Source organism: Bifidobacterium simiarum (assembly GCF_002802905.1).
Classification (GTDB): Bacteria; Actinomycetota; Actinomycetes; order Actinomycetales; family Bifidobacteriaceae; genus Galliscardovia; species Galliscardovia simiarum.
Window position 1 is genome coordinate 281,610 of sequence record NZ_PEBK01000002.1, and the last position, 15,550, is coordinate 297,159.

The following is a 15,550-nucleotide window of genomic DNA, read 5'->3' on the forward strand; positions in this document are numbered from 1 at the left end:
TCTTTTCTCTGATTGTCATGATTGCCTCGCCATTGGCAATCACTTTGTATTGATGGGCGAGATGGGAATGAGCACACCACTGATAGGAGCGTGCGTATCATTCGGCATCGAAAGGATGATCCTCGCACGGTTTCGTTTCGCGACCCCGTGAGACGGATCGGCAAAGATTCTGCGAAATCCTCATACCGCGCACTGCGATGTACGACGATATGAGGTCGCGGACCAAAAATAGGGAGAGATCGTCTGTCGCCTGACGTTCAGCCGACTGACATTCAGCCGACAGACGGTCACCATATCGGAATATCGAATTCCGATTCTTACTGCGTTGCGGGGCGGCCCCCGCTCTACCCGATCAGATCATCAGATCTCGTAGATCAGGACGTTCCAGGAGGCGGCGGGCAGCTCCACGGCACCCGCACCGACCGAACCCGCACCGTCAGCACCCGCCACCGGCAGTTCCGCGGGCACCACGGTGTCCGGGTGCTCGAAGGTGTTGCGCGCCTTGAGATCCGGACCCGTCAGCACCTCGTGCTTCACCAGCTTCGGCGCGGCACCGTCGAATCCGCGGAATTCCGGCGCAAACGATGCCGGCGCCGACAAATCGGAGTTCAGCGCGAACACGCGGATCTGCCCGGCCTGCTCATCCGAGACGGCGGCGGCCACCACGGTCGGCAGCTCACCCATGCGGGTGTTCTGCGTGCCGCCGGAGAACACGCCCTTGAGCACGGTGCCGCGACCGTACCGGGTCAGATCGGCGAACGGGTAGAAGATCGTCTGCTTGAGCAGGTTGCCGTCCTCGTCGGTGGTGATCGGCGCGATCACGTTGATCAGCTGCGCGAGGCATGCGATCGAGACGATGTCGACGTTGTTGAGGATCGACAGGCCCAGTCCGCCGACGGTCAGCGCGTCGAGCAGCGAGTACTTCTCCTGCAGGATCGGCGGATGCTCCTCCCACTTGCCGGCGCTGGTGAGCTCGAACGTGGTCTTGCCGTTGAGGTCCTCCATCGAATCCATCTTGATGTCCTGGAAGTTCCACACGTTCCATTCGTCGAGGCAGATCTTCACGTCCTTGGTCTCGTGCAGCTTGTCCTTGGACAGCTGGATCGCGTGACGGGTGTTGTTGATGTGGTTGTCGAGCTCCTTCCACGAGGCGAGGAAGTCCACGTCGCTGATGTCCTTCGACTGCATGGTGTAGTAGTGCGTGGACACGTAGTCGACGTAGCGGTACAGCTCGCGCAGCACGCTGATGTCCCAGTCGAGGTATTCGGGCAGCATCTCGTAGCTGGTGCCGCACACCACGAGCTTGATGTCCTGATCGACCCACTTCATCATCTTCGCGGCCTCACGCGCCTTCTTGGCGTAGTCCTCGGCCGAAAGGTGGCCGGCCTGCCACGAGCCCTCCATCTCGTTGCCGAGGCACCAGTACTTGACGTGGTACGGTTCGCGGTGGCCGTTCTTGATGCGCAGGTCGCTCCAGTAGGTGCCGGAGTCGTGGTTGCAGTATTCCACGAGCTCGGCGGCGGAACGGATCGTGCCGGTGCCGAGGTTCACGGCGATCATCGGCTCCACGCCGACCTCCTCGCACCACTGGCAGAAGTCGTCGATGCCGAACTGGTTGGTCTCGATGCTCGACCACGCGAATTCCATGGTCTTCCTGCGCTCCGACTTCGGACCGATGCCGTCCTTCCAGTCGTAGTTGGAGACGAAGTTGCCGCCCGGGTAGCGGATCACGCCGAGGTTGAGGTCCTTGACCACCTGCTTGACGTCGTTGCGGAAGCCCTTCTCGTCGGAGTACGGCTTGCCCGGGTCGTAGATGCCCTCGTAGATCGAGCGGCCCAGATGCTCGGTGAAGGAGCTCCACACCTTGTCGTCGATGGCGCCGACGGTGAAGTCCTTGTCGAAGATGTACTTGGCAGTGTTGGCTGCGGCCGACGCGGCTGCGGTCTGCTTGGTTTCGGTTGGCGTAGCGGTCATCATTAACCCCTTAGCTTGTGTTGATTCAGCTTTGCTGATCTAGCGTTTGCTGATCGACTGCCGTTCGGACGGTTCGCGGCGCATGCATGACGCCGCATCACGTCACGTTTCCGGTATGGCACCGGCAACGATCCCGGCAGTCCGGCGATATCGCCGTTACGAAATATTATATCCGTTCTTGTTTATATATCAAATAATCGTAAGGAAATATTTCGTCCAGAATTTCGCGCGCAGACGCCGGCGCCACGATCTGAGCGCCATGCCGTCAGGCTATAATCCTTGTATCCGTAGGACGAGTGGGATGGACATCGTGGAGCAGATCGCAGCAGCATCACAGACCGCAAAGACCAAACTGACCGTGGCCGACATCGCCGCGATCGCCAAGGTCTCCGCCCCCACCGTCTCCAAGGTGATCAACGGCCGGCCCGGAGTCTCCGACGCCACCCGCGAACGGATCCTGACCATCCTGCGCGAACACCACTACATCTCCCCCGTCGCACCAAGCTCGCACAAGACCGGCATCATCGAACTGCTGATCTCCCACCCGCACACCGCCTGGGCGGACGAGATCCTCGTCGGTACGCTGGAAGGGCTCGAAGGCTCCGGATACACCCCCGCGGTCTCCAGCTGCCCGCCGGTGGAATGGAGCTTCGACCCGTGGATCGACGAAGCCGTGCGCCACGGCGCCTCCGGGGCCATGATCTGCCTGACCAACATCCCCGCGGCCGGCATCGAGCGGCTCCGCCGCGCGGGCATCAAGGTGATCCTCGTCGACCCGACCGGCGTCGTGCCGCAGGACGTGTCGATGATCGGATCGTCAGACTATCAGGGCGCGAACGACGCCACCCGGCATCTGGTGCAGCTCGGCCACCGTCGCATCGCCTTCCTCAAGGGGCCGGACGACTGGCGCACCTGCCGCGCCCGGTTCAACGGATACCGGTCGATGATGGAGGAGGCCGGGCTGCCGATCGACCCGGATCTGGTGCTCGGCGAGGTCTACTACTACGACGACGGATACGAGTGCGGCCGGCGGCTGTTCGCCATGGACGACCCGCCCACCGCGGTATTCGCCTCCAGCGACATGCAGGCCGCGGGACTGTATCAGGCCGCGCAGGAGGCCGGGCTGGCCATCCCCGACGACGTGTCGATCGTCGGGTTCGATGACCTGCCGTACGTGCGGTTCCTCAGCCCGCAACTGACCACCGTGCATCACGCGATTCAGGACATGGCCCGGCTGGGCGCGCGGTCGCTGGTCGACATGATCAACGGCGAGGAGGCGCTCACCCGGATCGACCTGCTCACTCATCTGGAGGTCCGCGGCAGCACCACGCCGCCGAAACGGCGGTGACGGACGGGTGACGGCAGCTCTACAGCGCGCCCATGAACTGCCAGCCGAGGGCCGCGCAGATCACCGGGACCGCGATGCAGGCGATCAGATAGTAGCCGGCCATCGACCGGCGACCGCCACGAGCAAGCGTCACGACCTCGTTGATCGCGGTGGAGAACGTGGAGAGTCCTCCGAGGAATCCGGTGACGGCCATCAGATGCCACGGCTCGGGAAACCCGCCGCCCGCGGCCGCGAAGCCCGCCATGCCGGCGAGGAACGACGCGATGATGTTGATGATCAGCGTGGAGAGCGGGAAAGCGTTCTTCCACGCCAGTTTGACAGCCGTATCGAGCACGAAGCGCGACACGGCGCCGAGGCCGCCACACACACAGACGGCCAGAAACGTGATCACGGCAAGAACGAAGCTCATCGGGCGGCCTCCTTTCGGCGGGACGCCAGCCACAGTGCCAGCCGCACGCCGGCGTAGGCGAACAGCAGGCCGACGCCGAAGCTGAGCAGTACATACACCAGCACGCCGAACACGTTGCCACGGGCCAGATCGCCGAACTGTTCGAACGCCAGCGTACTCATGGTGGACAGCCCGCCGCACATGCCCATGCCGAAGCCGCGCGAGACGAGATCGCGACTACGCTGGCGAATCCAGAGGGCCTGCGAGAGGTAGGCGGAAAGAGCCGCGTAGATGAAGCAGGCCACGATGTTCGCGGTGAATGTGCCGAGATGGATGGCCGAGAGAACGCCGGCAGCGCCTGCGCCCGAACCGGATCCGGCTCCGCCGGTCGCTGCGGTGGCGGCGTTGGCCAGTGAAAGCCCGTATCGCATGCCGGTGCCGAAGCATCCGCCGAGGAACACCACGAGGTAGATCATCGGATCGGCGAGCGGCGGGCGATTCTTGATGGCCGGCGCCTTAGCAGCCGACGCCTTAGCGCCAGAGCCAGCGCCAGCGCCGTCCGCCGACGAGCCGGCTCCACTTGTGGGGGTGGAATCAACGGGAGTCTTTGTCATGCCTTCTTTCCCTTTCCTCATCATCGCGACAGGGGAACAGGCATCATCACGAGAAAGCGCATCCGCCCGATCCGACCATCCACGATGCCTGCAGGCCACGCATCACGCGTGTCACACACATCATCAGTCCGCACGATTGCACACGGATGCGCCCGTCGCACGAATGTTCTGCACACGACGCCGAGTGATTTCGGACATCGTCTGTCGAATCGTAGGAACCATCAGCGGAAATGCGGTTCAGACGTCCGGCCTCAAGCCCTACGACCGCGGCGCGTCAGGCGCTTCGGTCGATGCCGAACATCTTGGTGAGTTCCATCACCGCGCAACAATATACGCCGATCACCCTTGCGGGGCAATCGGCGTTTCACCATACGCCAAAACCCGAGTTGTGAGGCTTTGTTTGGGCAAAGCGCCGATTTGCCGGCACACCGCCGTTGCTATTGCAACGTTTTGCGGATGCTCTTCCGCCGCTTTCGCGGACCGAAGCCTCACAACTCGGGTTTTCCGATGTATTGGGCCGGATATTGAGCCGAATCAGTCGATCAGCGAGTGGATCGAGATGATGTGATCGCGCTGCGGACCGGTGCCGATCGCGGAGATGCGGCAGTTGGAGATCTCCTCCAGACGCTTCACGTACGCCTGGCAGGTGGCGGGCAGATCGTTGAAATCATGCACCTGCGAGATGTCCTCGGTCCAGCCGGGCAGCTCCTCGTAGATCGGCTTGGCCTTGGCGAACGCAGCCTGATCCACCGGCATCTCGTCGTAGCGGGTGTGGGTGCCGTCGGCGTTCTCCACGTCGTAGGCCACGCACACCGGGATCTTCTCCAGACCGGTGAGCACGTCGAGCTTGGTGAGCACGAGATCGGTCAGGCCGTTGACCTGCGAAGCGTAGCGGGTCACCACGGCGTCGAACCAGCCACAGCGGCGCGGACGGCCAGTGGTCACGCCGTACTCGTGGCCCTGGGCGCGCAGCCAGTCGCCCTGTTCGTCGAACAGCTCGGTGGGGAACGGGCCCTCGCCCACGCGGGTGGTGTAGGCCTTGGCCACGGCGATCACGCGGTCGATCTTGGTGGGGCCGACGCCCGTGCCGGTGCAGGCGCCGCCGGCGGTCGGGTTGGAGGAGGTGACGAACGGGTAGGTGCCATGGTCCACGTCGAGCATGGTGGCCTGGCCGCCTTCGAACAGCACGGTCTTGCCTTCGTCGAGCGCCTTGTTGAGCACCAGCGAGGTGTTGGCGACGAACGGCTTGAGCTTCTCGCCCAGCGCGAGCAGCTCGTCGGTGGTTTCGTTCACGTCGATCGGACGGCGGTTGTACAGCTTCACCAGCATCTGGTTCTTCTGATGCAGGCTGGCCTCCACCTTGTCGCGCAGGTGGTCGGCGTTGAACAGATCGTGCACGCGGATGCCCACGCGGTTGATCTTGTCGGCGTAGGCCGGGCCGATGCCACGGCCGGTGGTGCCGATCTTGTGCTTGCCAAGGAAGCGCTCGGTCACCTTATCAATGGTGCGGTGGTAAGGCGCGATGATGTGCGCCGACTCGCTCACCAGCAGACGGGAGCAGTCCACGCCGCGGGATTCGAGTCCTTCGATCTCCTGGAACAGCACCTCGGGATCCACGACGACGCCATTGCCGATCACCGGGGTCACGTTCGGGCTGATGATGCCGGAGGGCAGCAGGTGCAGCGCGTAGGATTCGTTGCCCACGACCACGGTGTGTCCGGCGTTGTTGCCGCCGTTGAAGCGGGCGACGTAGTCCACCTTGGTACCGATGAGGTCGGTGGCCTTGCCTTTGCCTTCGTCGCCCCACTGGGCACCGATAAGAATGATTCCGGGCATGATGCACCTCCGCATACGCAGTTTTTCCCGATTTTCCGCCGCAAACAGCGTACCCCAGCCCCTAAACCGGTACCGTATGCGGTCCATCTGCCGGGCACGACGACACCTCACGCGGGCCGCCCGGCCCATGTGAGGCCGAAACACCGTTACGTACGAACGATTGTCAGGCACAACCAACGACGCTCGTCAGGCACGACGACGAATACGCATGAAACCGATATATGCCGCATCCGCACGGCATTCGCGCGGCGTCCAAGCCCCACCCCGCCACATCCCCCGCCCGATGATCACGACACGATAACAACGATTACGGGACCATAACAATGGTCACAGAGTCGTAACTTTTCGATATATCTTCCCGTGATCGAAATCCGTTCAACACCACGATGAAAGCGATTTCCCAAAAATCGTTGCACCCGTTGCAATCACAAGAAAAATCCGACTTCACGCACATGTCACTGCACCGAAAACACCGCGCCCCCGACGCGGCGATCAGCACAAGAATTGTTATTTTTCGCTGTTGACTTCACGACGCAGAGTCCTATCATCGTGAACTGCGTTAGCGCTAACAAGGGCGTTATACCGGACTTCGCAGTGCAGTCAGCAATGACGAGTGCAGTCAGCAACGACGACACAACGAAGCGTCAGACCGGACCTAACCACCCTGACGAGCGCAAACCAGGTGATCGATTTAGGGAGAAAAATGAGTAGCTCGATAACCTCAAGCTTCAAGGAGAAGCTGGGATTCCACGACTATGTGTTCTATGGCTTCGGCGATATGGCCATCAACTTCACGTTCGGCTCGCTGGGCATGTTCGTGGTGTACTTCTACACCGATGTCGTCGGCATTTCCGCCGCCGCGGTCGGCACGCTGATGCTGATCTCGCGTTCCTTCGATGGCATCATCGACGTCTGCGTCGGCTCGCTGGTCGACAAGACCCACACCAAGTGGGGTAAGGCCCGTCCGTGGCTGCTGTTCGGCGCCATTCCGTTCGGCATCCTGACCGTCACGCTGTTCGCGGTGCCTCACAACGCTTCCGATACCACGAAGATCATCTACATCTTCATTTCCTACAACCTCCTGATGATCGCGTTCTCGTCGATGGCCATCCCGTACGGCACCCTGAACTCGCTGGTCACTCAGGATCAGGAGCAGCGTGAGAAGCTCAACCTCTCCCGTATGTTCCTCGCCCAGATCGGTATTCTGATCATCACCAACGCCACCATGCCGCTGGTCAACGCCTTCGGCGGCGGCCAGACGGGCTGGGTGCTCGCCTACACCGTGCTGTCGATCGTCGCCTGCGCCCTGTTCTGGACCGTGTTCGGCACCCAGAAGGAGCGCGTGCAGGTCGCCAAGGGCACCAAGAAGAACAGCCGCTACCCGCTGAAGGTCGAGGTCAAGGCCTGGCTGAAGAACAAGTACTGGTTCATGGCCTTCGGCTTCCTGGCGTTCTTCCACGTCGCCTACTCGCTGACCCAGGGCTCGCTGGTCTACTACGCCAAGTACTACCTGCACCAGCCTGACGCCGTCGGCGTGCTGACCCTCGCCTACCTGCTGCCCGCCATGGTCGGCATCCTCGCCTGCACCAAGCTGTTCCCGAAGTTCGGCAAGACCAAGGTCGTCATCGTCTGCCTGGTCGTGACCATCATCGCCTACATCCTGCCGCTGTTCGGCAAGGAAAGCTACAGCTTCATCGTGTTCACCCAGATCGTGAAGGGCATCGTCTACGGCCCGATTCTGGGCTCCATCTGGGCCTTCTTCCCCGACACCATCGAGTACGGCTACTGGAAGACCAAGATCCGCGTTGAGGGTCTGCTCTACTCCGGTGGTTCGCTCGGCCAGAAGATCGGTCTGGGCATCGGAACTGCAATGGTCGGCTGGGTGCTCGCCGCTGGCGGCTACGACGGTGAGAAGGCCGTGCAGTCCGCCGGTGCCATGAACGCCATCGACATGATCTACGTCTGGCTGCCGATCATCTTCTTCGCCGTCTGCATCGTGCTGATGGCCATGTACCGCATCGACAAGATCTTCCCGAAGGTCATGTCCGATCTGGCCGAATGGAAGGTCAACGGCGCTCCGAAGCCGGATCCGGAATTCCAGAAGCTGCTGGACGAGGCCGATGCCAAGGCCGACACCAAGTGACTTCCGGTCACTGACCTGATCTGATTTCAGACATCAGATAATTCAGATACGGAAAGGCCGGGTTCCTCCCGAAAGGGCAGGGACCCGGCCTTTCCGTATGTCCGTATCCCGATGGTCGATTCCGCCGATTCCGCCGGCCGTTCCGCAGGTCGATTCCGCCGGCCGTTCCGCCGGTCAGTGTCAACCGGACGATCAATCTGGTCAGCCGATCGGCGTCCGCCTTCCGTACGTCCGGTTGACCTGATCCGGACTACTTCTGCGTGCGCTCGTAGACCCCGCCGGAGCCGGCCCCCTGCGACACGTTGACCAGCAGCCAGTCCTTCGGGCCGCTCGTCGACTCGCCACGGATTTGGAGCGCCCACTGCACACTCGTATCGAACGAGTCGAGCGAGGTCCCGGCCGGGTAGGCGATGAACTCATCGCACAGTTTCAGCCCGGATTCGCCCTCGTCGGTGACCTTGAGCGCGGAGGCGTCGCAGTCCAGCTCGATCGAACCGTCCGACTTCCGCTCGGCCGAGGAGAACCGGCCGCTGAACGGATACTGCTTGCGAGGCGCGTCGGCCACGGAATCCCCGCCGCTCAGATCGGCGGCATACGTCGTGCCGCTGAACGTGCCGTCGGATTTCAGCGTCATCAGCGAATACATGCTGCCGTCGGCCGACGGCGAGTATGAGTACTGCGATCCGGCCAGTTCGGCGAACAGCTTCGTGGATTCGGCATCGTCCTGATCATCGGAATCATCGTCGGCCCCGGATGTCGCCGAATCACCCGACTCCGACGTACCCGACGCCCCCGCCACGTTCGCGTCGGCCAGCGAATCCCAGTCGAGCGCGTAATAGTCCTCGTCGAGGTAGTACACCGTGCTGTTCGACGGCGCGGGCTTCATCTTCAGACTCGTGCCGGAGGAGTTCGGCACCCGCGGGTCGGCCGGCAGGAACGGATTGGAGTCGGCATTGCTCGTGTAGGCGATCTCGGTCTGAGACTTGTCGTACAGCGACTTGTCACGCATCACGATGAACGGGCGATCCGTGTTCACGGCCTGCTGCTTCTTGGCCTTGGCGAGCGCGGAGGCGTCGAAGTAGCCGGAATCCTCCACGGCCTTGAGATCCGCATTCACCGGCACATAGAGGAAGAAGTCGTTCATCTTGCGCGTCAGTCCGGTGGGCTTGGACAGCATCGTCGGGTCGAAAACCCGCTGCCCGTTGACGCAGGAGACGCCGCCACTGTCGCCGACGGCCGCATCACCGCAGTAGACATCACCTTCGGCGGAAGCCAGCGGGAACAGTTCGAACGCGCCGGTCTTGCCGTTGATCAGCAGGCCGTCGTCGACCATGCCAGGCGCTTCTCCGAGTGCCTGGAAATCACGCGAGGCGGTGAGCATGTCGGAGCGCACGCTGTCGTCGATGCCACTGTCTTCAGTGTCGACCAGACCACCGAGGGTCTTATGCCCGCTCGATTCGGGGAACACGCTGTACAGATATCCGTCATCCTGCGACGTGGCGAGCACGAAGCAGTCGTTGGACAGGACCGGACCGGTGGAGCCGTCGGAGCTTCCGGAACCGGCGGACGAGTCGGCACCGTCGGCGGCGCTATCGGCGGCCTTGCAGAACCGGCCGTCAAGGAACGACGGCTTGTTGACGACGAGCTTATGACCCTCCAGCGTCTGGGTGAACATCGTCTTTGTCTGGCTCGCATCGACGCCGTAGTACAGGGTCACGTTGCCATCGGCCGGTTTCGTCGATCCGAACGCGGGGTCGGCGTCGATGATCTTGCCCAGATGGGCCCTGGAGGAGAACTTCGGCTTCAGCGTGACGGTGTATCCCTTGGCCGACAGCGTCTCCCCGGCCTTGTTCTTGTCCATGCCGAAGAGGTCGTAGCCCACGCCGTCGCCTTCGACGGCCACACCCACTTCGATGGTGTTGTCGTAGTCGTCGGTCAATGCGCTGCCGTCCGACGGCAACGTGGCGACGACCGTGCCGGGCTTCTGCTTCGAAGTGTCGGTAACGATCACCTGCTTGTACTTCACCTTGGCGCCCATGGATTTGAGCGTGGCGGACACCTTGGCCGCCTGCTGGCCGACCGTCCCCTTGGGCACGCCGGGGCCCATGGATTCGGTGACGGTCACCGTCTGGGTGGGTTTGATGCTTTCGCCGTATCGCACGCCGTCGAAGCCGACGAACGTGCCGGAGGCCTTGCCGGAGTAGACCTTGGTGATCGTGGTATCGATGCCGCGGTCGTTGAGCTGTTTCGCCACGTCGGCCGCGGTGATCTTCTTGCCGGACCGCGGCGTGATCTCGTTGATCTCCTGGGCGGTCGGGATGGTCTTCCGGCCCCAGACGCCAGCACGGTAGGTGGCGAACAGTCCGCTGCCGATCACCAATGCCGCAGCCACGATCGCCGCGATGATGATCGCCAGTTTCCGGTTCGGCTTGCCGGACGTATGGGATTCCGGCTGGCCGGACTGGCCGGGCTGATCGGATCGGCCGGGTTGATCGGGCTGGCCGGACTGGCCGGGTTGGTTGGACTGGCCGGATTGATCTGACCGATCAGTACCGTTCTGATCATCCGTACCGGACTGATCATCCGGATCGGAGATGGCGGCAATCGTGTCGGATAGTGATTCATCAGACCGTGATTCATCGGATGATTCGGATTCCGACCGATGTTTCGAATCAACGTCGGCAGTGACCTCACTCGGGCCGGATTCATCTGTACCGGCCCCGACCGTATCGGACTCGACCGTATCGGACTCTCCCGTGCCAGTTCCGGCCGTACCGGATTCATCCGTGCGGTTCTCGGTCACACCGGTTTCTGACGTGCCAGTTTCGTCCACACCGTTTCCGGCCACATCAGTTTCGTCCACACCAGTACCGGCCACGTCGGTCCCGACCGCACCGGATTCTCCCGTACGATCTCCCGTACGATCATCACCGTTGTCGACATCATGCAGCGGATGTCCACACTGATCGCAGAACCGATTCGTATCGTCGTTTTCCGCGCCGCATTGCTGACAGAGCATAGCCGCCTCCCCTTTCAGGATTCTCTCTATGTTCTGTCAGCGTACGACACCCCCTTAAACAATCCGACTATCAGGTCGGAGAAATGCCATGTTCACGGTTCTTGGCAAATCCAAGCTTGAACGACCCCAAAACGGCCTCTTCAAGCTTGGATTTGCCAAAAACCAAAGAATTGCCGATCACTCAACCGCCGCGCGGAGGGCGTCGGCGCGGTCGGTGCGCTCCCAGGTGAAGTCCTTGTCGTCGCGGCCGAAGTGGCCGTAGGCGGCGGTTTTGCGGTAGATGGGGCGCTGCAGGTCCAGATCGCGGATGATCGAATACGGGCGCAGGTCGAAGACTCGGTTGACGGCCTCCACGATCTTCTCGCGGTCCACGGTCTGGGTGCCGAAGGTCTCCACGTCCACGGAGATCGGCTTGGCCTGCAGGGCGAAGTAGCCGATAGTGACCTGGGCCCGGTAGGCCAGACCGGCGGCGACGATGTTCTTCGCCACCCAGCGGGCGGCGTAGGCGGCGGACCGATCCACCTTGGACGGATCCTTGCCGGAGAACGCGCCGCCACCGTGCGCGGCGAGGCCGCCGTAGGTGTCGACGATGATCTTTCGGCCGGTCAGACCGCTATCGGCCTTGGGACCGCCGTTGTGGAACGGACCGTTGTTGATCGTCACCGTGGCGTCGTCGTGCCGCACGTCGATGGCGTCCAGCACCGGGGCGACGACGTGCTCGCGCACCGCCGATCGCACCGCTTCGAGGGAGAGCTTCGGCGAATGCTGGGTAGAGATCAGCACGTTGGTAATGGCCTGCGGACGGAAATCGTCGTCGTATTCCAGCGAGACGATGACCTTGCCGTCCGGTCGCAGCTCGGGCACGATGCCGTTCTTGCGCACGTAGGCCAGTCGTTCCGCCAGACGGCTCGCCGTGTAGATCGGCAGCGGCTGCAGCGACGGATTGTCGTTGATCGCGTAGCCGACCACGATGCCCTGATCCTGCGCCGGGGCGTTGAGGAGATCCTCCTCAGCCTTGCCGGTGTTGACGTCGTAGTTGCCGAGGTTCTCGTCGAATTCGCGGGGTCGGATGTTGTTGATGATGCCGCAGCCGTCGGGGTTGATGCCGCTTTCGGCGTCGGTGTAGCCGATGTCCCTCAGCGCCTGCCGGGTGATCTCGACGTGATCAAGCACGGTCGGCGCGGAGATCTCGCCCTCCACCACGACCAATCCGTCCTTCGCCGTGGCCTCGGCGGCCACCGCCGAACGGCCGTCGACCTGAAGATAGGCGTCGAGGAGGGAATCGGAGATGATGTCGCAGGCCTTGTCGGGATGGCCTTCGGTCACCGATTCGGAAGTGAGGACTCGTGTCATGTGAAACTCCTAGAAGTAAAGAAATTAACGGAAATACGTAAATGCTGATAGTGAATAGTGAAAAGTGGGTAGAAAACGACAGCCAGCGAAAAGTGGGTCGCGAACGACAGCCACCGGGTCGCAAACGCTAACCACCGGATCGAAAACGAAGAATGACAGAATGGCGGAAAAGGAGTCCCCGCCACGACCGCTACTTCAGTGCGACCACCGCGATGTAATTGCCCTTCTTGTAGCCTTCGATGGGATCCTCCACCGCCTGTTCCTGATAGGGCGGGTTCGCCAGCACGGTCTGGAAGAACCGGAACTCACGGAATCCGAGGCTCCTGAGCAGATCGACGTACCATTCGGTCAGATGCCAGTAGGGCTTGTATTCGTCGCGGCCGGTGCGGTAGAACGTGGTGCCTTCAAGCAGATCCTGAAAATCGTCGTCCTTGATCTCGGGATACCGCTGCGTCAGGTACAGCACCGCCCCCAGCGCGCTTTCCTTCGGCACGTCGGTGAACACCAGCTTGCCGTGGGCGCTCAGTGCCTCGTAGTTCCTCCGCCACGTATCCTTGAGCTCGTCGTCGTTGAGGAATCCGAAGCTGGAGCCGTTGTAGACGATGGTGTCGTAGGCATCGGGCTCGTAGTCCACTTCCTGCGCGCCGGCCACTTCGACCTCGAATCCCCTCTTTCTGGCGAGCGCGGCGAATCCTTCGGACGGCTCGACGCCCTTGACGATGTTGATGCCGTACTCGTCCCGCAGCTTCTCCTCGGCGATCCCCGATCCCATGCCGATGGACAGGACCCGACCGGGATCGGTGACGGTCAGCGCGGTGTGCAGCAGCCTGAACCGTGACTGCGTGATGTTCGGACTGCGTTTCGCACTGTCATCCAGCAGATTCTCATTGCCGGCGAAGTAATCCACGACCGTGGATTTGGGCATGTTGATCCCCCTTTATGCATAATGCTGATGCCATTTCGGCAAACCGTCTCGCAGACCAACAACGGCAAAAACCAAAAACCGATGAACGCCATGCGAACCACCATGACCTGGGAATGTCATACCGTGGATTTCCTCTCCGATGGCGACCCCCATCGCCATCAGCCGGAGAATTGCTATCATCATAGCTGTCCGGTCAACGCCGATACGCCGCATTCCCACGTTTGCCCACCTGATTCTGCTTATCGGCACGCATAGCCAGAACCTATAACCGTGACGTTGCCATTCCCCTCCGCGTCCCACTAGCATTGATCTGCGTATTTTCGATGGTTTCAGGGGACCATCATTGCAGGGGGATAATCATGGCAAGCATTCCGGAGGCAACACCTCGACATACCGCGGCCAGACATACCGCATCCAGACATACCGCGGCCACGGACCGGCACCGCACCGCCGGTCACGAACCCGCCAGTCAGAAACCCGACCGGTCGATCCACGACCGGTCGATCCACGACCAGCTGTGGGCCTTCAATGCCGAACGTCTTCAGGCCCATCTGATGGCCGGCAACATCACCACCGCGGACATCGTCAGGGCCAGTCTGGAACGCATCGGCGAGGTGAACCCCGGACTCAACGCCATCATCGACGTCTACGAGGACGAGGCGATCGCCGCGGCCACGGAGGTGCAGCGCAGCCGCCGTCGCCATCGTCGGCTTCGGGGCGTTCCCGTCACCATCAAAGACAACATCGAGTCCAAGGGCCATATCATGAGCGATGGCTCGGTCACACTGAAGAACAACCGCTGTACCCAGGACGCGCCGCTGGTCTCCCGACTGAGGGACGGCGGCGCCCTGATTATGGGCCGGACGAACTGCCCGCCGTTCTGCTGGCAGCTGTTCGGCAGCAACGAACTCTATGGATCCACCCTCAACCCGGTCAACCACCGGTACACTCCGGGCGGATCAAGCGCCGGCGCCGCGGCATCGGTGGCCTCCGGCATGGTGCCGATCGCCCACGGCAACGACGTCGCCGGTTCCATCCGGTACCCCGCGTACGCCAACGCCATCGTCGGGATCAAACCCACGACCGGTCTGATCCCCGGATCCGATACGCCGCAGGACCGTCCGTTCGCCTTCCAGATGTTCGCCTCGCAGGGGCTGCTGGCCCGGACCGTGACGGATGCGCGTCTGGGGTTCGACGCGATGCGCGGCTATGCCGCCGGCGACCCCGCGAGCATTGCGTGCGAGATGGAATACGATGCCCAGCCGCACCGCGTCGGCGTCTATCTCGGCGACGAGATCAGCGTGACCACGCCCAGCGTGCGCAATGCGGTACTGCATGCGGCGCGCGGATTCGAGGAGATGGGCTGGACCGTGGAGTACATCGAAACCGATGCGTTCCGACAGCTGTTCCGTCTGGAGATCCTACTGCTGTTCGGCCAGTTCCTCCACTCCGGCGCCGACGAGATCGCAGCCGGCGGCGAGATCCTGCGCAGGGGTCTGGCCGGCGCGCACGGTACCTTGGAGACCCTGTATGGGGACGGCTACCGCCTTACGCTGGACGATTACATCGCCGGTCTGGCCGAACGCGGATCGGCCATCCGCAAGCTCAGGAAGCTTCAGGACCGCTATCCGATCATCATCACGCCGGCCAGCGCCGAAACGCCGTTCCTGCTGGACGAGGACCAGACCGCGTCACGGGAGCGGGCGATCGACATGACGTTCTCGGTCTGGCCCATGTACGCCCCTCCCATCGCCGGGCTGCCGGGAATGGTGCTGCCCACCGACGTGGAGTATGACGGCATCCATCTCGGCGTCCAGCTGCTCGCCCGGGTCTATGACGAGAACACGCTGTTCAGGGCCGGCCGCGATCTGGAACGGTATTTTGCGCTGGACCACGACCCGGTGGATCCACGGTAGGAGGGAACCCTGCCGCGGCAGGAGGAAGCCCGGC

10 protein-coding genes, 1 pseudogene and 1 riboswitch are annotated in these 15,550 nt (G+C 62.3%); of the genes and pseudogenes, 3 read left to right on the forward strand and 8 right to left on the reverse strand.

The window, feature by feature from the left end; all coding sequences use genetic code 11:
• Positions 1 to 360 precede the first annotated feature (360 nt).
• Entirely contained in the window at positions 361 to 1,974 is a 1,614-nt protein-coding gene (locus tag CSQ87_RS03210) for an alpha-N-arabinofuranosidase (protein WP_100512413.1), read from the reverse strand.
• Between the two features lie 310 nt (positions 1,975 to 2,284).
• Here CSQ87_RS03210 and CSQ87_RS03215 point away from each other — a divergent pair, with 310 nt between their 5' ends.
• The gene (locus tag CSQ87_RS03215) at positions 2,285 to 3,322 is read left to right on the forward strand and encodes a LacI family DNA-binding transcriptional regulator (protein ID WP_165776718.1); all 1,038 of its coding nucleotides are present in this window, start codon (positions 2,285 to 2,287) and stop codon (positions 3,320 to 3,322) included.
• A gap of 19 nt (positions 3,323 to 3,341) precedes the next feature.
• On the opposite strand, the gene CSQ87_RS03220 is transcribed toward CSQ87_RS03215, so the two are convergent.
• From CSQ87_RS03220 to CSQ87_RS03230, 3 genes are all read right to left on the reverse strand, one after another.
• Positions 3,342 to 3,731: a fluoride efflux transporter FluC gene (locus CSQ87_RS03220; RefSeq protein ID WP_100512415.1), complete on the reverse strand. Its 390-nt coding sequence runs from the start codon at positions 3,729 to 3,731 to the stop codon at positions 3,342 to 3,344.
• On the reverse strand, positions 3,728 to 4,324 hold the full coding sequence (locus CSQ87_RS03225; protein WP_243388813.1) for a fluoride efflux transporter FluC: 597 nt from the start codon (positions 4,322 to 4,324) through the stop codon (positions 3,728 to 3,730). The genes CSQ87_RS03220 and CSQ87_RS03225 overlap by 4 nt, the downstream gene beginning before the upstream one ends.
• Positions 4,325 to 4,529: 205 nt before the next feature.
• Positions 4,530 to 4,653: riboswitch (Fluoride riboswitch) on the reverse strand.
• 205 nt (positions 4,654 to 4,858) lie between these two features.
• Positions 4,859 to 6,160, reverse strand: coding sequence for an adenylosuccinate synthase (locus CSQ87_RS03230; protein WP_100512417.1), 1,302 nt, complete (start codon positions 6,158 to 6,160; stop codon positions 4,859 to 4,861).
• Positions 6,161 to 6,863: 703 nt separating this feature from the next.
• Between CSQ87_RS03230 and CSQ87_RS03235 the strand changes: the two genes are divergently transcribed.
• Positions 6,864 to 8,303: an MFS transporter gene (locus CSQ87_RS03235; protein WP_100512418.1), complete on the forward strand. Its 1,440-nt coding sequence runs from the start codon at positions 6,864 to 6,866 to the stop codon at positions 8,301 to 8,303.
• Positions 8,304 to 8,553: 250 nt separating this feature from the next.
• Here the strand turns inward: CSQ87_RS03235 and CSQ87_RS03240 are convergent, their stop codons facing one another.
• From CSQ87_RS03240 to CSQ87_RS03250, 4 genes and pseudogenes are all read right to left on the reverse strand, one after another.
• Positions 8,554 to 11,136, reverse strand: a complete 2,583-nt coding sequence (locus tag CSQ87_RS03240) for a PASTA domain-containing protein (RefSeq protein ID WP_243388814.1) — start codon at positions 11,134 to 11,136, stop codon at positions 8,554 to 8,556.
• 120 nt (positions 11,137 to 11,256) lie between these two features.
• A pseudogene (locus CSQ87_RS11275) lies at positions 11,257 to 11,322 on the reverse strand (zinc-ribbon domain-containing protein); the annotation flags it as partial.
• A 177-nt stretch (positions 11,323 to 11,499) separates the two neighbouring features.
• Positions 11,500 to 12,675 (reverse strand): methionine adenosyltransferase, encoded by a 1,176-nt coding sequence (gene metK, locus CSQ87_RS03245; RefSeq protein ID WP_100512420.1) that lies wholly within the window; start codon positions 12,673 to 12,675, stop codon positions 11,500 to 11,502.
• Between the two features lie 190 nt (positions 12,676 to 12,865).
• Positions 12,866 to 13,600 carry a class I SAM-dependent methyltransferase gene (locus CSQ87_RS03250; protein WP_100512421.1) on the reverse strand — a complete coding sequence of 245 codons (735 nt, stop codon included), beginning with the start codon at positions 13,598 to 13,600 and terminating at the stop codon, positions 12,866 to 12,868.
• A 359-nt stretch (positions 13,601 to 13,959) separates the two neighbouring features.
• Here CSQ87_RS03250 and CSQ87_RS03255 point away from each other — a divergent pair, with 359 nt between their 5' ends.
• On the forward strand, positions 13,960 to 15,516 hold the full coding sequence (locus CSQ87_RS03255) for an amidase family protein (RefSeq protein WP_165776719.1): 1,557 nt from the start codon (positions 13,960 to 13,962) through the stop codon (positions 15,514 to 15,516).
• The last annotated feature ends 34 nt before the right edge of the window (positions 15,517 to 15,550 follow it).